The following is a 23511-nucleotide window of genomic DNA, read 5'->3' as shown; positions in this document are numbered from 1 at the left end:
GATGGAAATTCTATTATCTGCCGTTGGTGTTATTACCTTAATTCTCTTGGTACTCGGACTTGGGGTTTGGGTATTCTCTGGATTAGCTATCGTCGCCTTGTTATCTCTAATTTTAATTGGCGATGTCAGTTTAGATCGCTCCGGAGCTATACTCAGTCGTATTATTTTTAGATCTGCAAACTCTTGGGAGCTATCTGCTATCCCGCTCTTTATACTGATGGGCGAGCTTATCTTTCGGTCTGATATCTCAGATAGATTATTTCGCGGATTAGAGCCTTGGACGAAAAAGATCCCTGGCGGCATACTTCACACGAATGTTTTCGGCTGCGCTCTTTTTGCTGCGGTAAGTGGTTCAAGTGCGGCAACCACAGCAACCGTGGGAAAAATCACCACGACTGAGCTTAAAAAACGTGGTTATGATAGAAGTTTATCCGTCGGCTCCTTGGCTGGAGCAGGAAGCTTAGGACTGTTAATTCCGCCTTCCCTTGTCATGATTGTTTATGGCATTCAGTCTGAAGTCTCAATCAGTAAACTTTTTATGGCTGGCGTATTGCCTGGGGTTTTAATTGCGGCACTCTATTCTGGATACATCATATGTCGAGCATTATTAAACCCTTCATTATGCCCACCAGAGCAATCCCATGCCGCCAGTAAACTGGAAAGTTTGGTTCTGCTTTTCCCCGTGATTTCACTGATCGTTATCGTAATGGGTGCCATTTATACTGGCATAGCGACGCCATCAGAAGCCGCTGCAGTTGGTGTATTTGCGACACTTGTTATTCTTATAAAAGAACGCCAGTTGTCTTTTAAAATGATACAAGAGGCAATGATTGCTACCTTGCTCAGCTCAACCATGGTTTGTAGCATTCTGGTCTCTGCTGCACTTTTATCTACCGCAATGGGCTTCCTACATTTACCTTCTGAGCTAGCAAGCTATATCGCCAGTTTGGATCTTACTCCAGCATTTTTACTGTTAGCCCTGGCAATTTTTTACATAATACTTGGCTTATTTCTAGACGGTATCTCCATCACGGTAATGAGCTTGCCCATAACCTTACCCATCGTGATTCAAGCTGGCTTTGATCCTATTTGGTTTGGTGTTTTCTTGGTTATACTGATTGAACTTGGACAAATCACACCACCCGTTGGCTTTAATCTGTTTGTTCTTCAAGGCTTGACGGGAGAGAAAATAGGCAAGGTTGCAAAAGCCGCTTTCCCATTCTTTCTTCTGATGTGCTTAGCTGCATTCATACTTTGCCTAGTTCCAGAAATCGCTTTATGGCTGCCTAATGCACTTTCAAATTAGGCTTTATCCATGTCTAATAAAACACCAAGAAAAAAGCAAAGTGATAAACAATTATGCAAGCCGTTATTTTTGACATGGATGGATTACTGATTGATTCCGAACCCTTCTGGAAGCAAGCGGAATACGATGTGTTTTCATCGGTTGGTGTTGAAGTTACGGCCGAGTTAGCGACACTAACTGCGGCAATGACGACGAGAGAAGTCACTGAGTTCTGGTTTGCAAAACAGCCTTGGCAAAATGCCTCTCTTGAGGAAGTCGAGAATAGTGTTGTTGAGCGAGTCAAATATCTGATCGAGACTCAAGGGCAAGCCATGCATGGCGTCCATGATTTACTCGATTCACTACAACAAGCCAAAGTAAAAATTGGCCTAGCTACCAACTCACCAAAAGACATTATTCCCAGCGTGTTACAACGCCTTGATATCGCAGACTATTTTATGGCTTACAGCTCAGCGGATGAAGTAAGTCAAGGCAAACCCGCTCCTGATGTTTACCAGCTAACACTGGAAAAACTTGGTATTGAAGCTCATCAATGCATTGCTTTTGAGGATTCACTCGGCGGTATAAAAGCGGCATTAGCTGCTGGCATTAAAGCGATTGCCATACCGCACCCTGACGAATTTAATCATGATAAATTTGATCTAGCACCACACAAACTCAAGAATTTATCTGAGTTCAACCACCAGCTTGGCAAAAGGCTTTTGGCTAGCGCCTAAAGCTAAAAAAAATAAAACCAAAAGCTTAAATTAAAAATCTAGCTTCAAAGCCTCATTAAGCTTTTGATATGACAAAATGCAGCGCGACCAAGCGCGTCTACGTTGTAACCGCCTTCCAATACTGACACGATTTTTCCATCACAATGACGATCTGCCACGTCCATTAATAGATCGGTAATCCAAGTAAAGTCCGACTCGCTTAATCTTAGTTGTCCCATTGGGTCTTCTTTGTGAGCATCAAAGCCTGCTGAAATCATAATCAGTTGTGGTTTGAAAGCTTCAAGTGCGGGCAACAGTTGCTCGGAGATAATGGCTTGAAAGGCGTCACTGCCAGAACCTGCTTCTAGCGGCATGTGTAGAATATTATCATGTGAAGCGCCCGGATCGCTGTAGGGATAAAACGGATGCTGATAGCTAGAAGCATAAAGCACCTTGGGATCGGCTTTAAAAATGTCTTCGGTGCCGTTGCCGTGATGAACATCAAAATCCACAATCGCTACGCGCTCTAAACCATATTGTTCAATGGCATAACGTGTTCCGACAGCGATATTATTGAACAAACAAAAACCCATGGCTTTGTCGTATTCCGCATGATGTCCCGGTGGGCGAATCGCGCAAAAAGCATTATCCATCTCGCCTGTAATAACGAGATCCACCGCTTTAATCACCGAGCCTGCCGCATACAAAGCCGCGTCCAGCGTGTGCGGCATCATCAAGGTTTCTGGCTCCAGCTCCACATGACCGTCTTCTGGCGCGCGTGCGAAAATTGAATCTACATAGGCTTCATCATGTGTAAGAAGCAATTGCTCACGCGTTGCTGGATCAGACTCCAGTCGACGTAGGAAATCCATCAACTGCCCCATAATCAAACGATTTTGAATCGCCCCAAGGCGCAGCGGCGACTCGGGATGATCGTCTCCCATATCATGTTTGTCGCAATAAGTGTGTGTGATGTAAGCCGTTGTCATCTTTATTCCAGTGTTTTTTATTTTTAAAAACTGCCGAGGTCTTTTCAGAATTTCATGAACACAGTTGGCATGACAAGATCTCATGAATGAAAAAGACAGTCCACCCTACCATGGTCTACAATTCGTACTATCGAAGACTATGATACAGTCTCAATACGTTGCTTTTCCCCCAAAGCATAAAGTGAGTTTCAGGAGAATATTAGGTGAGCCAACACGCATTACAATCTCTACTCGCCCCAAAATCTATGGTGGTGCTTACTGGCGATGATGCGCACGATCCTCTCATGCTGGCGCTTTTGACCTCCCTCTCTCATGCGACAAAGTCCTGTCCTGTTAGTCTTGTGGGTGTTCAGCCAGCGACAGAATTCTCTTTTCCGCTTTTCTCAACACTCAGCGAATTAACCACAAGCCCTGATCTTGCCGTGTTGGTCGGCTCCTATTCTTCCAAAGAAGACCAACCTTACATGGAAAGCATTATTGCCGCCTGTGGCGCTGTAGGCATTGGTTCTTTGCTAATGCTGTCTTGGACAAGCGACAGCCAAGAATCGCTGGTTGAAGCACTGCGCAAACACAATGTGCGTTTGCTTGGGCCGAACAGCTTTGGCATTTGTCGCCCTAAACAAGGCGTCTTTGCTTGGCTTGGTTTAACCCAGCCTTTACCGGGACGCTTGGCCTTAATGTCGCAATCTGGTACGGTCGCCAGTGCGCTTGTAGACTGGGCAACGTGGCAAGGCATCGGCTTTTCCCAAGTGGTTTCTATGGGATCACCTGTCGATGTGATGCCATCACAAGTCTTGGATTACTTATCCAATGATTTCGACAGTCAGGCCATTTTGATGTATTTGCAAAAAATCGGTCGTCCGACACGATTCCTCAGCAGCTTACGTGCAACAGGGCGAAGCAAACCCGTTGCCGTTGTCACCGAACATTCCGTCGGTGCCGATGAGCGAGTACTCGACGCCGCACTCAGTCGAACCGGTGCGGTACGAGGTCGACGCTTGAATGATTTAATCGCAGCGGCCTCGGTAATGACAAACGCTCGTCGAGTCAAAGACGGTTCCTTGTTAATCATTGGAAACGGCGCTGGGCCAGGCGAATTGGCAGCACAACGCGCTATGGAATTAGGCATTGATCTACTCACGCCAGAAGGCGAGTTACACAATAGATTGGAATCCACCATGGCGGGTCGCGGTGGCATTGGCCCGGTGACAACGGTTTGGGCAAGTTGCGCCACCGATCTCTTTATTGATCTTGCTGCCGATGCCTTGCACAGTGAAGATTGTGGTGCGGTGTTACTGACACTAAGCCCAACCGCACTCATCGACATCGATTCCCTGTACGACCTTATTATCAAATTACACCGAACACAGAAAAAGCTCGTCATGGTGTGTTTGCTTGGCGGCGGAAACATGACCAACATGCGTACGCGTATTAACGAAGCCGGTATCCCCACCTTCCGTACCCCTGAAACAGCTATTGAAGGCTTTCAATTTTTGGTGCAATTCCAACGCAACCAATTGCTCGCTAAGCAATCACCTGACAGCCATGCATTTCGTTTTAAAATTGATGTTTCAGAAGCAACCAAGACCCTTAATCGCCTTATTAAACAAGAAGGTAAACAAGGTGAAAAAGTACCTCATAACGATTCACTACGAGATGTTTTTGAGCTATTCCATGTTCACTTAATTACTCGTCGTCAGGCTTCAAATCAGTTGTCTGCACCAATCCACCTTCGAGTCTTTCAGGATGCTGTGTTTGGCCCAGCCATTGGTTTGTCTTTGGAAGGCGCACAGCAGCACAAACAAGCAGAAGCCGTCGCTTTACCGCCACTCAACACCGTCTTGGCAAAAGATTTAATTCAACGTGCATTTCCTGGAGAAGAGTCCTTTGAACTAGAAAGTTTGCTGCGCAATTTATCTACCATGGTGTGCGAATTACCCGAAATTGAGAGTCTAGAGCTAGGAGATGTGCGACTCTACGAAAACGGCAGTGTTTACGCTGACGTCACAGCCAACCTTCGCCTTTGCAAAAATTGGCGTCGTTATGAACATCTCGCCATTCATCCTTACCCAAGACAATGGGTATCGGAGCGAGTATTGAAAAATGACGAGATAGCCACCGTTAGACCGGTTCTACCGAGAGATTCTGGCATTTTGGCGGATTTTGTTCGTAGCATGTCCCATGAAACTCGTTATTTTCGTTTTATCTCCAATATCGAAGAATTGACACCACGCATGCTTGCCAGCATGTCCCATATCGACTACGACCGAGAAATGGCCTTACTCGCGGTGATTCAGCGGGATGGACGAGATTTACTCATCGGCACCGCACGATACATAGATAACTTCGACGATCAAAGTTGTGAATTTGCCGTGGTACTTGGCGATGAATTCCAAGGTTTAGGCTTAGCGGCGTACCTCATGCGACGACTGATGCAAGTCGCCGCAGACAAAGGCATTCGTGTGATGAAAGGTATTGTATTGGCCGAAAACAAACGCATGATCGAATTCTGCCGACATTTAGGCTTTTCCATTCAACGCGATCCAGACGATTTTGGTCAAATGGTCGCCAGTATTAAACTGACACCGAGCTTGCTCGAAAAGTGTCGGGATGCTTCCTAACTAGTTCAATACCTCAATCTCAACTTCAATCACACCATCCCGAGTGTTTCCAATTCGTTGGAAGGCAGATTTACTCAGGTCAATAATGCGGCCACGAACAAATGGTCCACGGTCATTAACTCGCACCACCACACTTTTGCCATTTTTGACATTGGTGACTTTTACTTTAGAGCCAAAAGGCAGACGCTTATGGGCGGCAGTCATGGCTTTTTGATCAAATAACTCTCCGCTTGCGGTTTTACGTCCTTGATACTTCATGGCGTAATAACTGGCTCCGCCGCTTTCTTCGAACCCTACTGAATCGGAACGACTAATTGGACCACTTGCGCATGCGGTTAGAACAAGAGACAAGATTGCCACACATAAGGTGCTAATTTTTCGCATTGTTTTTTCTTTTCCTTTAAGTCGCTTTGATTTTCAGACGCTATACTCTTAGTCTCATAGTAACAGATACGTCCGCCCAACAAACTCAACCTAACGAAACATCCGTCAGCTTCTTGTCAGAATTTTGGCGTATCTTTCTATGCTTTGCCTTAATTCTCACGGCAATTCCCAACATGACAATGCACCAACATAAGTTGCGAGTATGGTTAACATCACCAGAGGCGCCAATAATACCAGCTTATTTAAGGTATGCTTGGCGCCATTAAACCCACTGCTTTTTTTCGACAGATAGACATGACTTCTCGCTTTTTATTACTTTGTAAAACCCCTTCTCGTTGGCCTACAACTTGGCGATTATCCGTCTTATTAGTAGTATCTTTTGTTTTAGTGGTGTGCTTTGAATACGCTAATTTGCCAGCGGCGCTTCTGCTTGGTCCTATGATTACAGCAATTATTTTAGCCACCAGTGGCGCAGGTATGACACTGCCAAAGCCAATGTTTTTAATGGCTCAAGGTATTTTGGGCATGATGATAGCCAACAGTCTTCCGCTGACGGTCTTTGCGAAAATCTCCATGGAATGGCCGTTGTTTCTAATTGGCACTGTCTCGACGATTGTCGCGTCTAGCTTTTTGGGTTGGTTGCTTAGTCGTAGTGGATTATTACCGGGCACCACAGCCATTTGGGGCTCTTCTCCAGGAGCCGCTTCGGCGATGACGATTATGTCTGAATCCTACGGAGCTGATATGCGATTAGTCGCTTTCATGCAATATTTACGTGTGGCTTGCTGTGCTATCGCAGCGACAGTCGTTGCGGCGGTATTTCACGTCGATGGGGTTGCGGCTGAACCGATTGATTGGCTGGGCGTTCCTTCGTGGTCTGGTTTTGCCATCACGTTATCTGTCATCTTAATCGCGAGCATTGTTGGTGTAAAACTGCGCTTACCAAGCGGGCCTTTACTGCTTTCTCTCGCGGTAGGGTTGGCAATCAAATTCTCCGGTGTTTTGCCTATTGTTCTGCCACATTGGTGCCTGGCGATCAGCTTTGCCATATTAGGTTGGGGAATTGGCTTTCGTTTTACTCGACAAGTGTTAAAACATGCCTGGCATGTATTCCCCCATGTGTTAGGTGCGATTCTAGCGTTGATTACGATCAATGCTTGCTTGGCCATGCTATTGATCACCTTTGCTGATATCGACCCGCTCACAGCCTTTCTCGCCACAAGTCCTGGCGGTGCTGACTCAGTTGCCATTATCGCCGCATCGACCAGCGCAGATGTATCTTTCGTTATGGCCATGCAGGTTGCTCGCTTTCTATTGGTCTTGATTGCTGGGCCAATGCTTGCCCGTTGGCTTTCGACAAATAAGACCGCCTAAACGAAAAAACCACCCGAAGGTGGTTTTCATAGACATCAGGCTTTTCAATCAGCTAGCTTCTTGCTCAAGATTCTCTGGGCCAAACGAGAAGGGTAATAGCTCATTCATAGTGAGGGATTTTCTCACGCCTTCTGCGCCACAAATATGAATCATGGTATCCACAGAAGAGAACTCACGAATTTTCTGGCGACAACCACCACAAGGTGTTACCAATTCATCCCCTTTCCCAATAACATAAATATCTTTAATCAGTGTATCACCGCCAAGCACCATAGAAGCAATTGCACCCGCTTCAGCACAGGTACCTTCTGGATAAGCGGCGTTTTCTACGTTACAGCCAGAATATAGTTTGCCACCAGCGGTTAAAATCGCTGCGCCAACAGGAAAGCGAGAATAAGGCACGTAGGCTTTATTCATCGCCTCTTTAGCTAGCTCAAAAAGCGCAGTGCTCTTTTTCAAATCAGGCATGGTTTAAATCCAACATATTAAGCTCGCTCTTTCACATAAGGGCGGCCAATGGCTTTTGGCCCAACGGCTTTACCGATGAAGCCCGCAAGCAACAAGACGGTTAATACATACGGCAAGACTTCAATTGCCTGTACTGGCACTTCACCAATACCAGGAATCACAACACCTTGCATACGAACAGCCACAGCATCTAAGAAACCAAACAACAAACAAGCTAGTAAAACAGGAACTGGACGCCACTTACCGAAAATTAGCGCAGCCAATGCCATGTAACCTTTACCCGCGCTCATATCTTTCAAGAAACCTGCATTATGAGCAGTAGACAAATACGCACCAGCAAGGCCACATAAAATGCCACAAATGATCAAGGCGCGATAGCGAATGAAAGACACCGAAATACCCGCCGTATCTACCGCATGAGGGTTCTCACCCACCGCACGCAGACGCAAGCCGAAACGAGTCTTATAAATCACCCAATAGGTCACAGGCACCATAGCGAACGCCAAATATACCAAGATATTATGGCCACTTAGCAAGTTCGAATAAATCGGCCCAATCACAGGCACACTTGCGATTGCATCGGCAAATGGGAAAGTGATATCTAAGAAACGCGCATCACCAACCAGAGCCGGTGTTTGTCCGCCCATACCAAACCAATGCATAGACAAGGTCACCGTCAAGCCCGCTACAATGGTATTAATCGCCACACCAGAAACGATGTGATCGCCTCGATGAGTAATACAAGCGAAGCCATGAATCATCGCTAAGCCAACAGAGGCCATTATGCCAAAGCACAAGCCAATCCAAGCAGAACCAAAAACAGACGCTGCCGCTGCTGCCGCAAAAGCACTGCCCAAAATTTTACCTTCTAGACCGATATCTACAATGCCCGCGCGCTCAGAATACAAGCCAGCTAACGCCGCAAAAATAAGCGGAGTAGAAACGCGCATTGTCGCGTCTAACATGAGTATCAATGTTTCAAACATAGTTTTCCCCTACGCGACCGCTCTGCGAATAAAAAAGCCTTCGATACGATCCTTGAACATATGCTCAAGCGCACCAGAGAACAGAATCACTAAACCTTGAATTACAACAACAATCTCAGGCGTAATAGTTGGAATTTCAAATGCTAACTCGGCGCCACCTTGGTACAAGGCTCCAAATAGAATAGCCGCCAAGATAATACCAATCGGATGATTACGTCCCATCAAGGCCACAGCGATACCAGCAAAACCATAGCCCGCCGTAAAGTTAAGCAATAAGTTATGGTTCACACCCATGATTTCGTTAAGGCCAACAAAACCTGCCAAGCCGCCAGAAATCAACATCGCCCAAATGGTTACTTTCGCTGTATCAATACCAGCGTAACGCGCCGCGGTAGGATTGGTTCCTAGCGTACGTAGCTGATAACCCCAGCGTGTGTGCCAAATCAATCCCCAGACAAACACACAGCACAACAAGGCCCATATGAAAGCAAGGTTAAGTGGTGAGTCACCAATATCGATACCCAATGGGGAAAGCAGCTCATGCAAATAAGGCAACCATGCGTTTTCGCCAAAAGTCCGGCTATTTGGCGCCATACGACCATCTTCTTTTAACCAGTTTACAATCAAGTAAACCATCAACGAGGACGCGATAAAGTTAAACATGATGGTAGTAATAACAATGTGGCTACCGCGACGGGCTTGCAAGTACGCAGGAATATAGCCCCATGCAGCGCCGAATACCGCCGCGCCAATCACAGCCAAAGGCGCGATCACATAAAACGGCATGGTGTGATCCAATGACAAACAGATCAAACCCACCCCTAAACCACCGATATAAGCCTGCCCTTCACCACCGATGTTGAACAAGCCACCTTTAAAGGCAACAGATACAGCCAAACCAGTAAAAATAAGGTTCGTTGCGTAGTAAAGCGTGTAACCAATACCTTCGTCGTAACCAAAAGCGCCATAAATAAGATATCCAGCCGCTTCAATTGGGTTTTCACCAATGGCAAGAATCACCAAACCAGAAACCAAGAAGGCCAACATAATATTTAGTACAGGGATAAGGGCAATATTTACCCAAGTAGGGACTTTCGCCTGACTCATGCGGACACCTCTGCTGATTCTTCGCCTTCTTGCTCTTCGTTATAGGCATTAGCCATCATCAGGCCAAGGGTTCGTTCATCGGCATCTTTTGCATCTAGCTCACCAACAACTGCACCATCAAACATCACAATGATGCGATCACTCAGTGCCATAATTTCATCCAATTCAACGGACACAAGTAAAATGGCTTTACCTGAGTCTCTTAGTTTAACGATTTGTTCGTGAATGTTTTCGATGGCACCGATGTCAACGCCACGCGTTGGCTGACCAATCAATAACACTTCAGGGTTTTGTTCTACTTCACGAGCAATAACAATTTTTTGTTGATTACCACCAGAAAAATTCGCCGTCTTAAGATGAGGATTCGGTGGACGCACATCCCAAGCCGCCATGCGCTCATTACATTCATCAAGCATGGCCTTGCGATTCATTAGAATTTTGCCGTTATAAACAGACGAATTATGATAGCCCAACACAGCCGCTTCATAAGCTTCAAAGCCCGTTACTAAGCCCATTTTATGGCGATCTTCAGGCACATGTGCCATCTTTAGATCACGCATCTGTGCGGCATCTTTCGGCGCTTTTGCGTTGATCACTTGGCCTGCAAAGTGGATCTCGCCTTCGTCCATCGGGGTAATACCTGATAAGACATTCAACAACTCACTCTGCCCATTACCAGACACGCCAGCAATACCCAGAATCTCACCAGCCCGCAGCTCTAAACTCACATTTTTTAGGCGCTTAACGCCTTGGCCGTCAAACTGAGACAAGTTCTGCGCAGACAACAACACTTCACTTGGCTGAGCGTCATCTTTATCAACGGTTAAGCGAACTTTTTTACCCACCATCAATTCAGCAAGATCTTCCTTACTGGTATGGGCGGTTTCTCGATGAGCAACCATTTCTCCTTGGCGCATCACCGATACATTATCGGTGGAAGCCATGATTTCACGTAATTTGTGGGTGATTAACAATACGGTAACGCCCTGATCTTTTAGGGCTTTTAGAATGCGAAACAGGTGATCTGCTTCTTGTGGCGTCAGTACGCCTGTAGGCTCATCTAAAATAAGAATACGCGCGCCACGATATAAGGCTTTTAAGATCTCAACACGTTGCTGCAAACCAACCGGAAGTTCCTCTACGATTGCGTCTACATCAATATCTAAACTGTATTCATGAGCTAAGCGTTGCAATTCTACACGCGCCGCACCGATACCATTCTTCAGTACCGCGCCACCTTCTGCGCCTAAAATAACATTTTCAAGAACACTAAAATTTTCTACCAGCATAAAATGCTGATGCACCATGCCTATACCCGCATTGATAGCATCTTGAGAGCTACGAATATCAACGCGCTTACCATCAACTTCAATGTGACCTGTATCGGCTTCATAAAAGCCATAAATGATACTCATCAAAGTGGATTTACCCGCGCCGTTTTCACCAATAATACCGTGAATCGTGCCTGCCGGAACTTGTAAGCAAATGTCTTTGTTGGCCTGAACTGCACCAAAACGTTTACTGATGTCTCGCAATTCTATTGCGTATGGCATTGTTTTATTCGTCATATCTAAAAGTAATTCATCTGCTTAAAATGGAACACACTAGAACAAAAAAAACAGTTACCTACACTATGTAAGTAACTGTTTTTTGATGCAACTTAGTAGTTACAAGTGTTATCTGACATGTAATCGTGAACTTTAATTTCACCACTGACAATCTTTGCGCGAATGTCTTTCATTTTTGCTTTCATATCAGCTGTAATTAAACTCGCATTGTTGTCATCTAGCGCCCAATCAACACCGCCTTCAGCCAAACCTAGAACAACCATTCCAGGTCTCCAATTTCCAGCTGCTGCATCCTTATAAGTTTTGTAAGCGGCTTGATCTACACGTTTAACCATAGATGTTAGCATTGTACCTGGCTGAATGTGGTTTTGGTTTGAATCTACACCAATCGCCAATTTGCCATCATCTTTTGCCGCTTGGTATACACCAATACCTGTACCACCCGCTGCGGCGAAAACAACATCAGAACCTTTAGAAAACTGGCTCTTCGCTAACTCAGAACCCTTTGTTGGGTCATTAAACGCGGCGCCTGTAGAGCCTGTCATATTCTGCAAAACAGTGGCACTAGAAGACTGATATTTAACACCTTGTTCATAACCACACGCAAACTTACGAATCAGAGGAATATCCATGCCACCGACGAAGCTCACTGTATTGGTTTTAGATGCCATTGCAGCCAAAGCGCCAACTAAGAAAGAACCTTCTTGCTCTTTAAAAACAACAGACTGAACGTTTGGAAGATCAATCACACCATCAATAATGGTGAAGTTGATTTCTGGGAAATCTTTCGCGACTTTCTCAACCGCAGAAGTCATGTTGAAACCAACGGTAACGATAGGAGAATAACCACGCTTTGCAAGGCGACGTAGACCTTGCTCTACCTGAGCTTCGTTCTTAGGTTCAAATTCTCGAACCTGAATGCCTGTCTCGGCCGTGTATTCTTTCACGCCATTGTAAACGCCTTCGTTAAAAGACTTATCGTATTTACCCGCTTGATCATAAACAACTGCAGGTTCTGTTGCAGCATGAGCCATGCTTGATGAGATGGCTAACGCTGTGACGGACGCAAGAAAGACAGCTTTCATTCCAATTCCTCTTATGTATGTAATTTAATCTAGGCAACTCTTAACCTTGCCTAACTGGTCAAAAATAAACCCATTAGCAGAATACCGCAATGTAATCTGCACAATTTAAGCAACATTTTTACCTATATTGCCCATCACAAAATCATTTGCCGAAGGACGATATATTCAACAGTAGTCATTAGCAATTCTTATGCCTAATTTAAACAACTGGTCAGGATTGGCAATTAATACAGAAAACCGTACTACGCTGAGCTTGGCGAATTTCTTTAAGCGGCGCACTGCATATGATACAAGCTTTATCTGCACGGCCATAAACAGCCAACTCCTGCTTAAAGTAACCAGGCTTGCCATCACCGCCAACAAAGTCTTTTAGGGTCGTTCCGCCCTGTTTAATGGCAGCAGCAAGCACTACTTTAATGCACTCAACCAAACGGGCCAAACGCACCTTACTTATCTTGCCAGCCAAACGATCAGGACGAATCCCTGCCTTAAATAGCGCTTCATTGGCATAAATATTCCCAACACCCACAACCACCTTACTGTCCATGATAAAGGTCTTAATGGGTACTTTTCGCCCCTTCGCTCTCGCGTACAGCATATCAGCATTAAAAAGCTCTGAGAGCGGCTCTGGGCCTAAGTGCTTAATCAGCTCATGCTTGTTCCAATCTTCCGTTGTCCACAGAATGGCACCAAAGCGACGAGGATCCGTATATCTCAACCATACATCATCATCGGCAAAGCAAAAATCCACATGATCATGAAACAACGGCGGCGTCTCGGCAGGCACAAAATACAAACTACCAGACATACCAAGATGAACAATCAGGGTGCCTTTTGACGTATGAATGCCAATGTATTTACCACGACGAGAAAGATGAGTAATTTCCTCACCTGGCATTTCTGAGCTTAACTCAGGCGTGATTAACCAGCGCAGCTTTGGCTGACGGATATCGACCCTAGCGAGAGAGCGCCCAACTAATTTGGGTTCGATGCCACGTAAGGTGGTTTCTACTTCTGGTAACTCAGGCATGGTTAACCTCAATGATGACTAGATACACACAAAAAAAACTGACCAGATGAACAACTTGCTTCTACTACTATATGCTAGATACAAAAAAACCGACTCAATGAGTCGGTTCCTTTTGACAAGAAACAAAAATTATTTAATTTTCGCTTCTTTGTACATAACGTGCTTACGTACAACCGGATCAAACTTTTTCATTTCAAGTTTGTCAGGAGTATTTCGCTTGTTCTTGTCAGTTGTGTAAAAGTGACCAGTACCAGCAGAAGATACCATGCGAATTAGATCGCGAGCGCCTTTAGAAGCCATGATTCAGATCCTTATACTTTTTCGCCGTTGGCACGAATTTCAGCAAGAACTGATTCAATACCTTTTTTATCGATAATACGCATACCTTTAGAAGATACACGTAAACGGATGTAGCGGTTTTCACCTTCGACCCAAAAACGGTGCCAATGAAGGTTAGGAAGAAAACGACGCTTAGTACGGCGTTTTGAGTGAGAAACGTTGTTACCTGTAATAGGACGTTTCCCAGTAACTTGACATACGCGAGACATAATTAAATACCTTTTGCTATCCAGAAAGATTATTGGAAGTGTTTCACTTCCTCAGGCGGAGCATGATTCCTTATGAATCAAAAAAATCCCATACCGAGGATATAGCGGCGCGCATTTTCCCATAAGCCAACCCATTGAGCAATTCTTTTTGTTAAAAAATGATCAGTTAGTAGCATCGAGCAAATAACATAGTGACGCTCCTTATCGAAACTAGCACCTACCTCAATAAGATTAATAGCTGCGTAATTTTAATTTTTTTGAGGATTTTATGCACATGGGCTCCTTTGATTATCAGCTGTTAAATTTAATGCAATCTAATACCCGAAGGACAACCGAAGAAATGGGCCAACTAATAGGTCTGTCGGCAACCGCCGTACAAAGAAGATTAAAAGCACTGAGACAATCTGGAGTAATAGAAAAAGAAATTGCGGTACTAAGCCCAGTTGAATTAGGCGGTCATATATTAGTCATTGTTGAAGTCGTCTTAGTACAAGGAGGGAGTTCCGTTGTAGACAATTTCAAAAAGAAAACACTAGCTTACCCAGAAGTACAACAATCCTACTACGTTGCCGGTGACAATGACTTCATTCTGGTGATAGCAACAAAAAGCATGCAACGCTATGACATCATCACTCAAGAACTCTTTTTAAACGATAAAACCATACTCAAGTTCCACTCCAATGTGGTAATGGGAAATGTCAAAGTGAGCTTAGAAGTGCCACTTTTATGAAAGCTTGTCCTCTTGTAACTAACAAACCCAAAAGCGAACTTTATTTAAAATAGTAAAAACGACTTTAAGCCTATCTCTGCCAAGAAAACAACCGAGTTTGTAGCGGCATGCCACTTACATAATTAATCTAAAGGCTAAGTCTTAAGTTAGATTGGATTTCCTCTCTAAGAGACCGAGGTACATTCCACTCTTGGGCTAAAGTCGGCCATATGGAGACACATTCGATCGTTTCATCGATGATGCTGTCAATTTTGCTCTTGCCAAATAAGGGGCTGAGTTTCTCTAGACTATAAAAATCCGCCCGCGTAAAACCATCTCTCTTTCCATTTAAACTCATCCAATGGCTATTAACCCACTTACTTCCGGGCTTGTAGCTATAAGCCAAATCATAGGCAGGGGCTAAAGACCAACCCTCATTGTTCATAATGAAAGCAAAATTTTTGGCATGATCATCATGATTCCGAGCAATAATATTAAATACCATACGCTTTAATATCTGCAGGGCATCAGTTGCAGGCAGCTTTAATTGCCGAGCCACACTGAATATTTCTGCATAAGAAAATGAGCCTGGTTTATTGTAGTCAACATGGGCCAACCCATTGAGCGTCTGGACATGGACTTTGGTATTACTTACGCGATCAAATCGCTGCGTTATAAAGTGCCGTCTGCCACCTTCTTCAAGCAACCTACAGGGCATCATTTCAATACCACAACTTTTGGCCATCAAATAATAAACAAATTCCATAGCTCCGTAACCTAAGGGATCCCCAAATGTCTCTTGGTTCTGATTGTGTTCATTTACACCATCAAATTTCATTAGGTAATGAGTAAAGCCTTCAGGAACGGTCGTTTGTCCAGAGCGAACTTGAGTAAAGTCTTTATTAAATGCCAATACAGCCTTAGGCCTTGCTCCGCCAGCACTCATACCAACAGAGAGTAACGACAACATTGCTTCCCTTTCTTCTCGTCCATCCTTATTAAGCTCTACCTCAAATACACCACGAGAGTCTAAAATTTCTTGCGCGATTGAAACAAGAGATTGAATTTCAACTTGTTGCGATGCATTCAGGCTACGAAGTTTTGTAGCGGGTGAATACTCCAGAGCCCCCATACCTCTTTTCCCAGTGTATTGAAGCCGTTGTAGAGGAGAAATGTCATTAGGAGACTTACCTTGACTTGCCACCCAAGCATTAAGAACTGAGTTACCAAAATTATCGGGGAGAGAATCTGCAATTAAGCCTGGTAAGCCTTTAAAGGTATTAAAATCAAGTTCAGGAAAGCTAAAAATCCGTCTGGATAACGGCATTTTAAGGGGGGAAAGCTCTATCCCTTTTTTTATAAAGCTTGCTGTATATTCAAAAGCTCCAATGCCTTTATCGACATCAAAGCTTACAGCACCAACATCATGACCTTGATAAGAGACCTTAATAACTTCCATTACCATTCTAATCTCCCTTTATTATTTTCTCGATGCACTCCTGACGCTCGCTGCCGTTTTTTGCCCTCTAGCTTAGCAAGTTGCAATGGTGATATTTCTTGTTTTGGCAGAAATAAATTCAATTGATCCGTTAAATTCAATGCAATCATGATTGCCACAAACACTTCTAATTGCACTTTACCTTTTTCTGCATTTAAAACCGTTTTGCGAGCAACACCAGCAAGTGCCGCGACCTCGGACTGAGTCAGGTTAAGATTCAACCTAGCTTGCTTTAAACGCTCTCCAAGCTCCTCAGAAAGAGCGGCCGCAGATTTTTCGATAGCCATACAAGGTTCCAATTTAGTGACACTGTAAGATTAAAATAACCTTTATGTCCTAAATTTAGAACTTTTCGAACAGATCATCAATACAAACCCAACTAAGTCCTAAATTAGTTACTTTAAACTCTTAAAAAACAAATAAAGTAACTAAATAGGAACCTTAATTAGACTAATTTAAAATTAAATAGCACACAACCCACTTCTCAGTTTCCTATTATCAGACTTAAAAACAGCTTCTAAACCAATCCCCTCTCCGCTAACGATACAGGAGAGCCATCACCGACAACAAAGTGGTCCAACAATCGCACATCAACAAGATCCAGCGCACGTTTGATTTTGTCGGTAATACTGATATCCGCTTGGCTCGGTTCGGCTATGCCACTTGGGTGATTATGAGCGAGGATCACCGCGGCGGCATTGTATTGCAACGCGGCTTTAACAACTTCACGCGGATAAACCGCCGCGGCATCTACGGTACCCATAAAAAGTTCTTGATAGCGGATCAACCTGTGCTGAGTATCTAAGAACAGCACCGCGAATATTTCTCGTTGGGAATGGCGTAGTTGAGAAGAAAGGTAAGTTCGGACGTGTTCCGCGCTGGTAAACACAGTTTCGCGCATGAGCTGCTCTTGAAGATGACGTTTCGACATTTCCAGCACGGCTTGTAGTTGGGTGTATTTTGCGTCGCCAAGCCCAAAACCTTGGCAAAATTCTTCGCGACTGGCCGACATAAGCGCACGCAAACCACCAAATTGGGACAACACCTGTCGAGCCAATTCCACCGCGCTGATGCCTTGCGTCCCAGTTCGAAGAAATATCGCCAGCAATTCGGAATCACTCAGCGCGCTCGCCCCTTGATGAATAAGCTTTTCTCTGGGTCTTTCTTGTTCTGGCCAATGTTTAATACTCATGATCTAGTCCTTGATCCATGTTAATCTTACTCTCAATTTAAAGAGACTGGCGTCCTGCCTATTGCTCACTTTATCGACCACAGCACGAATTGAGAAGTTTTTTTATGTCAAATCTCGCTCAAAAACGCATTCTATTAGGCATTACCGGTGGCATCGCAGCTTATAAAAGCATCGAATTAATTCGCTTACTAACCAAAGCTGGCGCAGAGGTTCAAGTCGTTTTAACAGAAGGTGCAAAAGCCTTTGTTACTGAGATGACCCTGCAAGCCATTTCAGGTCACCCTGTTCGCAGCACTTTATTAGACCCAAATGCCGAAGCGGGAATGGGGCATATAGAATTAGCAAAATGGGCTGACTTAATCCTGATAGCGCCCGCTTCTGCTGACTTCATGGCTCGCTATGCTCAAGGTATGGCAAATGATTTATTAAGCACCTTATGCCTTGCTACAGAGTCACCTGTCTTACTTGCTCCTGCAATGAATCAAGCCATGTGGCGTCATCCAGCTACACAAGCCAATGCAAAATTACTCACAGAGCGAGGCGTGCTAAGCATCGGGCCTGCCGATGGTGCGCAAGCTTGTGGTGATATCGGCCCTGGGCGTATGAGTGAGCCGAGCGAAATTTTCAATGCTGTCAACACTCACTTTCAAAACACTGCTGTGGAACAGGACCTAGCAGGACAACACTGGGTGATCACTGCAGGCCCCACTATGGAAGCCATCGATCCCGTTCGTTTTATCAGCAATCACAGCTCAGGCAAGATGGGTTACGCTCTTGCCGCTGCGGCGATTGCTCGTGGCGCGAAAGTCACACTAATCAGTGGTCCAGTACAAATATCCACACCTGCAAATGCAAATATTATCAATGTAAAAAGCGCTGATGAAATGTTAGCCGCTTGCCAGCAAAGCATGAGCGCTCAAGCGGATGTGTTCATTGGCGCCGCTGCCGTTGCCGATTTTAAAATGAAAGCGGCCTGCGATCAAAAGATGAAGAAACAATCAGATACCGATGAAGTCACCCTGACATTAGTCAAAAACCCTGACATCATCGCGACACTTGCCCAACAAAAGCGCGCAAGAACCATCGTTGGCTTTGCAGCCGAAACACAGAATGTGATCGAATACGCCAAAGGCAAACTAGCGAAAAAAGGCTTAGATATTATTGTTGCCAATGATGTATCACGCAGCGACATTGGTTTTAACCAAGATGAAAACCAAGTCACCGTCATTACGAAAGACAAAACATGGTCACCTGACAAAGCCGCAAAAAGCGAGCTAGCAAACCAACTCGTTGAGTTTATTCAGCAGCATATTAAGTTATCGTCTTAACAACACTTACAAATTTAGAGAAAAAGAGAAGATAAACATGAAACAAGCTATTCAATTAAAAATCCTTAGCGACAAAATCGGTAAAGAGATTCCGTTGCCGACTTACGCAACCCAAGGTTCTGCTGGTTTAGACTTACGCGCTTGTCTTGATCAGGCAATCGACCTTGCTCCAGGCGAAACAACGCTACTACCAACTGGCTTGTCTATTTACATCCAAGACCCAAGTTTGGCAGCGACAATTCTGCCACGCTCTGGACTTGGCCATAAACATGGTATCGTTTTGGGTAACTTGGTTGGTTTAATCGACTCAGATTACCAAGGCGAGCTAATGGTTTCTTGTTGGAATCGCGGTAATACGACATTCACTATCGAACCAGGCGAACGTGTTGCGCAATTAGTTCTATTACCAATCGTTCAAGCTGAATTTAATATCGTTACAGAATTCGAAAGCACCGAACGTGGCGAAGGTGGTTTCGGTCACACAGGCACAAAGTAAGCAGAAAAACACGAAAAGAGTGAGATTAATTCACCCTTTTCGTGTTCGTTACCACATTCACTCACCCTTCCTTCCTCCCGAAAACGAAATTAACTTTCATAAGTCTAAACTTCGTAAGTTTCATACAAATTTCTATAGTTAATCCTTCAAGATCACGCTATTATTTCAAACCTAAGTGGTTGCTTACACTCGTTGTCAGCCTTGACTGTCACCGTTTTGCCACACTAACTAAGTAATTTTATTGTTGATAGAATAGTAAACCTATCAAGATTGTATATTTTTTTATGCGACCCATTTTTTGTTTACAGGAGTACATAATCCGTGGCTTTTTCTCGTGAGTCTGCTTTAGATGTTGCTAAGGTTTTAAGCGAATCGCTTCCTTATATTCAACGCTTTGCTGGTAAAACGCTGGTTATCAAATACGGCGGCAATGCCATGACAGATGAAAACCTACAAGCTGGGTTTGCACGAGATATCGTTTTAATGAAAGCCATTGGTATTAACCCAATCGTTGTTCACGGTGGCGGCCCACAAATTGGTGACATGCTTGCTAAACTGAACATTGAGTCTAAATTCATTAATGGTATGCGTGTAACCGATACCGCAACCATGGATGTAGTTGAGATGGTGCTAGGCGGCCAAGTAAACAAAGAAATCGTTAATTTAATTTGTGAAGCAGGTGGTAAAGCCATCGGTATCACAGGTAAAGATAGTCGCTTTATTAAAGCGAAAAAACTTTTTGTGAAACACCAAGCGGAAGGCATGTCAGCACCAGAGCAAGTGGATATTGGCCACGTTGGCGAAGTTGCCAGCGTCGACACCAGCTTCCTAAAGTTCTTTGAAAATAGCGACCTGATTCCTGTTATTGCACCAATCGGTGTGGATGACGAAGGCAATTCTTACAACATCAATGCCGACCTTGTTGCTGGCAAGGTTGCCGAGGCCGTTGGTGCAGAAAAGCTTATGCTGCTGACCAATATCTCAGGCGTACAAGATAAGCAAGGCAATGTATTAACTGGATTGAGCACTGCACAAGTTGATGCCTTAATTGCTGACGGTACCATTTATGGCGGCATGTTACCTAAGATTAGCTGTGCACTATCTGCGGTTAATGCTGGTGTAACGAGCGCTCATATTATTGATGGCCGTGTTCCACATGCGACTTTATTGGAAATATTTACCGACACTGGCGTTGGTACACTAATCTCAAACACCAAGGTTGGTGAATAAGAGTTTTCGCTTTTGTTGATACTATCACTTAACGATACTGGCAATTAACAACTCTGGTTAGAAACTGGACAAGAAAAATGAGCAATAAGAAAAACGATCGTCGCACACAGATATTGCAAGCGCTTGCTCAAATGCTAGAAAGTAGCCCAGGAGCACGTATTACTACGGCTGCTTTAGCAAAGCAGGTTGGTGTGTCAGAAGCGGCGTTGTATCGTCATTTTCCCAGTAAAGCCAAGATGTTTGAAGGCTTGATAGAGTTTATTGAAGAAAGCCTTTTCACTCGCATAAATCGAATCGTACAAGAAGAAAGCAACGTGATTACTCGAATCGAGATGATAGTCACGCTAGTACTCGGATTTGCTGAACAAAACCCAGGCATGTGTCGTTTGCTGACTGCCGATGCATTAGCAGGCGAAACCGAGCGTTTACGCGTTCGCATTACACAAGTATTTGATCGGATAGAGACTCAGCTAAAACAAGTCATTCGCGAAGCAGACTTAAAACAGGGTTTACGACCAGCGATGGGCGTTGCACCTTGTGCGAATTTCTTGATTGCTATTGTCGAAGGGAAAATACGCCATTACGTTCGTAGCGAGTTCAAAGTTAAGCCAATGGAAATTTGGCCAGAGCAATGGGCAATATTGGCACAGAACTTGATGCTAAACCGCTAAGGATTGAGGCAAAACCTCAATCCTTAGCGTCGGCATCAGTATTAAATGCCGTATTGCTGACGATACGCTTTAACCGCATCAAGGTGTTTAGCAAATTCAGGAGAATCCTGTTCTGCCAAATACGTCATGATGTCATTTAAAGATACGATACTAATAACAGGCATACCGAAGTCACGTTCGACTTCTTGGATAGCAGACAACTCACCTTGGCCTCGTTCTTGACGATCCAAGGCGATAAGAACACCAGCCGGAAGGGCATTGGCTTGTTGAATAATAGCCATAACTTCTCGAATGGCCGTCCCTGCAGTGATAACGTCATCGATAATCATGACGTTACCCGCTAACGGAGCGCCCACTAGAGAACCGCCTTCACCGTGAGTTTTTGCTTCTTTACGGTTGAAAACGTATGGTGTGTCTACATTATGATGGTCATAGAGAGCAACAGCCGTAGTTGTTGCCAATGGAATGCCTTTATAGGCAGGGCCAAATAGAACATCAAATGGAACATTTGCTTCCATTAATGAGGTTGCGTAAAAGCGTCCTAACTTAGCTAGCGCTTGGCCAGAACTAAATAGGCCTGCATTAAAAAAGTAAGGACTTACGCGACCTGATTTAAGCGTAAATTCGCCAAAGCGCAGCACGTTTTGTTCAATAGCGAATTCGATAAAGTCTCTTTGGTAAGGTTTCATGCCAACTCCAGAAAGATAATAAATAGTACACAACAAAGCGCCGCCAAGAACGAGCGAAGCCATGCCAACATTGGATAGGCGCTAATATAACACACGGCTAGGAATTGTAGGGACCAGAAATGAAGGTCATCAGCCTTAATGTAAACGGTATAAGACAAGCAGCAGAACGCGGCTTTTTTGAATGGATGGTTCGTCAGGACCCAGATGTTGTATGTCTGCAAGATATACAGGCAGATGAACGCACACTAAATGACAGTGTGTTTTTCCCTCCGGGGTATAACACATACTTCTTTGACTCTATGGAAAATCCAGAGCAAGCAGGTGTCGCTATCTATTGCAAAACCATGCCTAAAGCCATTATGACTGGCATGGGATTCCCTGAATGCGACTTTGAAGGTCGTTTTATTCAAGCGGATTTTGATAAAGTTAGCATTGGTGCTTTCTTGACCCCTCACGGTTCAAACCATGAGGAAACGCTACAAGAACATAAATATCGTTTTATGGAAGGTTTTAAAAACCATCTCATTAAGACCCGTCGCAAGCGTCGTGAATTTATTTTCTGTGGTACAGCCAATGTTGCCCGTTCACCGATTGATGTCAGCAGCTGGTTCGTCAATCAACGTAACTCTGGCTTCTTGCCAGAAGAGCGTAAGTGGATAAATGAAATATTCAATGAATTGGAATACATTGACGCCTTCCGCCAAGTGAACAAACAAGACAAGCAATATACTTGGTGGCCAGATTATGAACGCGCATGGAAACTAGATGAAGGCGGTCGATTGGACTACCAAATCACAACACCAGGCATTAAAAACTTAATCCAAGGTGGCACGATTTATAAAGGCCAACGTTTTTCAGATCACGCCCCATTGATCATGGAATACAATATTGATTAAGCATTGCCTCAATTCCAGCGAAAAAACAAAGCTCTTTCACTAGAATTGAAAATCAAAAACTAAAAAGCCCGCTGGTAGTGATCTGCAATATTAAAACAGTCACTACCTGAAGTGACCCCCAATAGTTGGACACTTTATTAACCGGCTAACAATGCCTGATTTCGGTACTCTACCGGAGTCAGGCCATTTAACCCCATTTTTATCCGTTTCGTATTGTAGTAATCAATATACTCTTCAAGTTCTTGGATCAGATCATCTGCATCCTCGAAGGTTTCGCCATGGAACATTTCCGTTTTTAGTAAGGCAAAAAAGTTCTCAGCGACAGCATTGTCCAAACAATTNCCTTTTCGCGACATACTTTGCTGTAGTCCATGCTTTTTCAAGATAACTCGCGTTTGCTTTTGCTGGTACTGCCAACCTTGATCACTGTGTAAGATCGGAGCCTCTCCTTCTTTCAGAACATTCACAGCCTCTTTTAGCATGTCAGTCACGAGCGGTAAATGCNCTGTCTTTTTAATTTGGTAGGCAATCACTTCTTGATTAAACAGATCAATCACGGGAGACAAGTACACTTTTTGTCCTTTAATATTAAACTCTGTCACGTCGGTGACCCATTTCTCATTCGGTCTGTCCGCTTTAAA

Annotated in this window: 25 protein-coding genes; 10 read left to right on the top strand and 15 right to left on the bottom strand. The window is 44.3% G+C overall.

What is annotated here, in order from left to right; genetic code table 11:
• Position 1 precedes the first annotated feature (1 nt).
• Positions 2–1306 (top strand): TRAP transporter large permease, encoded by a 1305-nt coding sequence (locus CYL31_RS03230; protein WP_212917545.1) that lies wholly within the window; start codon positions 2–4, stop codon positions 1304–1306.
• A gap of 53 nt (positions 1307–1359) precedes the next feature.
• Positions 1360–2022: a hexitol phosphatase HxpB gene (gene hxpB, locus CYL31_RS03225; RefSeq protein ID WP_212917544.1), complete on the top strand. Its 663-nt coding sequence runs from the start codon at positions 1360–1362 to the stop codon at positions 2020–2022.
• A 44-nt stretch (positions 2023–2066) separates the two neighbouring features.
• Here the strand turns inward: hxpB and CYL31_RS03220 are convergent, their stop codons facing one another.
• On the bottom strand, positions 2067–2990 hold the full coding sequence (locus tag CYL31_RS03220) for a histone deacetylase family protein (protein WP_212917543.1): 924 nt from the start codon (positions 2988–2990) through the stop codon (positions 2067–2069).
• A 203-nt stretch (positions 2991–3193) separates the two neighbouring features.
• Between CYL31_RS03220 and CYL31_RS03215 the strand changes: the two genes are divergently transcribed.
• Complete coding sequence (locus tag CYL31_RS03215) at positions 3194–5611, top strand: bifunctional acetate--CoA ligase family protein/GNAT family N-acetyltransferase (protein ID WP_212917542.1); 2418 nt, start codon at positions 3194–3196, stop codon at positions 5609–5611.
• Here CYL31_RS03215 and CYL31_RS03210 read toward each other — a convergent pair whose 3' ends face one another.
• On the bottom strand, positions 5612–5995 hold the full coding sequence (locus CYL31_RS03210; RefSeq protein WP_212917541.1) for a septal ring lytic transglycosylase RlpA family protein: 384 nt from the start codon (positions 5993–5995) through the stop codon (positions 5612–5614).
• 294 nt (positions 5996–6289) lie between these two features.
• Between CYL31_RS03210 and CYL31_RS03205 the strand changes: the two genes are divergently transcribed.
• On the top strand, positions 6290–7369 hold the full coding sequence (locus CYL31_RS03205; protein WP_212917540.1) for an AbrB family transcriptional regulator: 1080 nt from the start codon (positions 6290–6292) through the stop codon (positions 7367–7369).
• A 48-nt stretch (positions 7370–7417) separates the two neighbouring features.
• Here the strand turns inward: CYL31_RS03205 and cdd are convergent, their stop codons facing one another.
• The 8 genes from cdd to rpmB all read right to left on the bottom strand — a co-directional run bounded on the left by cdd (position 7418) and on the right by rpmB (position 14161).
• Complete coding sequence (gene cdd / locus CYL31_RS03200; protein ID WP_212917539.1) at positions 7418–7837, bottom strand: cytidine deaminase; 420 nt, start codon at positions 7835–7837, stop codon at positions 7418–7420.
• Positions 7838–7854: 17 nt separating this feature from the next.
• The gene (locus tag CYL31_RS03195; RefSeq protein WP_212917538.1) at positions 7855–8823 is read right to left on the bottom strand and encodes an ABC transporter permease; all 969 of its coding nucleotides are present in this window, start codon (positions 8821–8823) and stop codon (positions 7855–7857) included.
• A 9-nt stretch (positions 8824–8832) separates the two neighbouring features.
• Positions 8833–9930, bottom strand: a complete 1098-nt coding sequence (locus CYL31_RS03190) for an ABC transporter permease (RefSeq protein WP_212917537.1) — start codon at positions 9928–9930, stop codon at positions 8833–8835.
• Positions 9927–11498 carry an ABC transporter ATP-binding protein gene (locus CYL31_RS03185; protein WP_212917536.1) on the bottom strand — a complete coding sequence of 524 codons (1572 nt, stop codon included), beginning with the start codon at positions 11496–11498 and terminating at the stop codon, positions 9927–9929. The genes CYL31_RS03190 and CYL31_RS03185 overlap by 4 nt, the downstream gene beginning before the upstream one ends.
• Before the next feature lie 92 nt (positions 11499–11590).
• Positions 11591–12583, bottom strand: coding sequence for a BMP family lipoprotein (locus CYL31_RS03180; RefSeq protein WP_212917535.1), 993 nt, complete (start codon positions 12581–12583; stop codon positions 11591–11593).
• A gap of 211 nt (positions 12584–12794) precedes the next feature.
• Positions 12795–13613 carry a bifunctional DNA-formamidopyrimidine glycosylase/DNA-(apurinic or apyrimidinic site) lyase gene (gene mutM, locus CYL31_RS03175; RefSeq protein WP_212917534.1) on the bottom strand — a complete coding sequence of 273 codons (819 nt, stop codon included), beginning with the start codon at positions 13611–13613 and terminating at the stop codon, positions 12795–12797.
• Positions 13614–13742: 129 nt separating this feature from the next.
• A complete protein-coding gene (rpmG, locus tag CYL31_RS03170) occupies positions 13743–13913 on the bottom strand; it encodes a 50S ribosomal protein L33 (RefSeq protein ID WP_011978459.1) in 171 nt (56 codons plus the stop codon).
• A gap of 11 nt (positions 13914–13924) precedes the next feature.
• On the bottom strand, positions 13925–14161 hold the full coding sequence (gene rpmB, locus CYL31_RS03165) for a 50S ribosomal protein L28 (RefSeq protein ID WP_011978458.1): 237 nt from the start codon (positions 14159–14161) through the stop codon (positions 13925–13927).
• A 268-nt stretch (positions 14162–14429) separates the two neighbouring features.
• Here rpmB and CYL31_RS03160 point away from each other — a divergent pair, with 268 nt between their 5' ends.
• Positions 14430–14891, top strand: a complete 462-nt coding sequence (locus tag CYL31_RS03160) for an Lrp/AsnC family transcriptional regulator (RefSeq protein ID WP_349304767.1) — start codon at positions 14430–14432, stop codon at positions 14889–14891.
• Between the two features lie 127 nt (positions 14892–15018).
• Here the strand turns inward: CYL31_RS03160 and CYL31_RS03155 are convergent, their stop codons facing one another.
• The 3 genes from CYL31_RS03155 to radC all read right to left on the bottom strand — a co-directional run bounded on the left by CYL31_RS03155 (position 15019) and on the right by radC (position 17560).
• A complete protein-coding gene (locus CYL31_RS03155) occupies positions 15019–16335 on the bottom strand; it encodes a type II toxin-antitoxin system HipA family toxin (RefSeq protein ID WP_212917532.1) in 1317 nt (438 codons plus the stop codon).
• Positions 16329–16655, bottom strand: coding sequence for a helix-turn-helix transcriptional regulator (locus CYL31_RS03150; protein ID WP_212917531.1), 327 nt, complete (start codon positions 16653–16655; stop codon positions 16329–16331). Before CYL31_RS03150 ends, CYL31_RS03155 begins: the two co-directional genes overlap by 7 nt.
• A 230-nt stretch (positions 16656–16885) precedes the next feature.
• Complete coding sequence (radC, locus tag CYL31_RS03145; RefSeq protein ID WP_212917530.1) at positions 16886–17560, bottom strand: RadC family protein; 675 nt, start codon at positions 17558–17560, stop codon at positions 16886–16888.
• A 104-nt stretch (positions 17561–17664) separates the two neighbouring features.
• Between radC and coaBC the strand changes: the two genes are divergently transcribed.
• The 4 genes from coaBC (at position 17665) to slmA (ending at position 21285) form a co-directional block, all read left to right on the top strand.
• Positions 17665–18888 (top strand): bifunctional phosphopantothenoylcysteine decarboxylase/phosphopantothenate--cysteine ligase CoaBC, encoded by a 1224-nt coding sequence (coaBC, locus tag CYL31_RS03140; RefSeq protein ID WP_212917529.1) that lies wholly within the window; start codon positions 17665–17667, stop codon positions 18886–18888.
• A gap of 37 nt (positions 18889–18925) precedes the next feature.
• On the top strand, positions 18926–19384 hold the full coding sequence (gene dut / locus CYL31_RS03135) for a dUTP diphosphatase (protein ID WP_212917528.1): 459 nt from the start codon (positions 18926–18928) through the stop codon (positions 19382–19384).
• A gap of 321 nt (positions 19385–19705) precedes the next feature.
• Entirely contained in the window at positions 19706–20614 is a 909-nt protein-coding gene (argB, locus tag CYL31_RS03130) for an acetylglutamate kinase (RefSeq protein WP_212917527.1), read from the top strand.
• 77 nt (positions 20615–20691) lie between these two features.
• Positions 20692–21285 (top strand): nucleoid occlusion factor SlmA, encoded by a 594-nt coding sequence (gene slmA / locus CYL31_RS03125; RefSeq protein ID WP_212917526.1) that lies wholly within the window; start codon positions 20692–20694, stop codon positions 21283–21285.
• Between the two features lie 41 nt (positions 21286–21326).
• Here the strand turns inward: slmA and pyrE are convergent, their stop codons facing one another.
• Positions 21327–21974 (bottom strand): orotate phosphoribosyltransferase, encoded by a 648-nt coding sequence (gene pyrE, locus CYL31_RS03120; protein ID WP_113917464.1) that lies wholly within the window; start codon positions 21972–21974, stop codon positions 21327–21329.
• A 119-nt stretch (positions 21975–22093) separates the two neighbouring features.
• Here pyrE and CYL31_RS03115 point away from each other — a divergent pair, with 119 nt between their 5' ends.
• A complete protein-coding gene (locus tag CYL31_RS03115; RefSeq protein ID WP_072838845.1) occupies positions 22094–22870 on the top strand; it encodes an exodeoxyribonuclease III in 777 nt (258 codons plus the stop codon).
• A gap of 137 nt (positions 22871–23007) precedes the next feature.
• Here the strand turns inward: CYL31_RS03115 and CYL31_RS03110 are convergent.
• On the bottom strand, positions 23008–23511 hold a 504-nt coding region (locus tag CYL31_RS03110), incomplete at its 5' end, for an IS3 family transposase (RefSeq protein WP_212917525.1).

The organism is Marinomonas sp. A3A (genome assembly GCF_018336955.1).
Lineage (GTDB): Bacteria > Pseudomonadota > Gammaproteobacteria > Pseudomonadales > Marinomonadaceae > Marinomonas > Marinomonas lutimaris.
The sequence above is the reverse complement of the archived record's forward strand: the minus strand, read 5'-3'. Positions and strand labels throughout refer to the sequence as shown.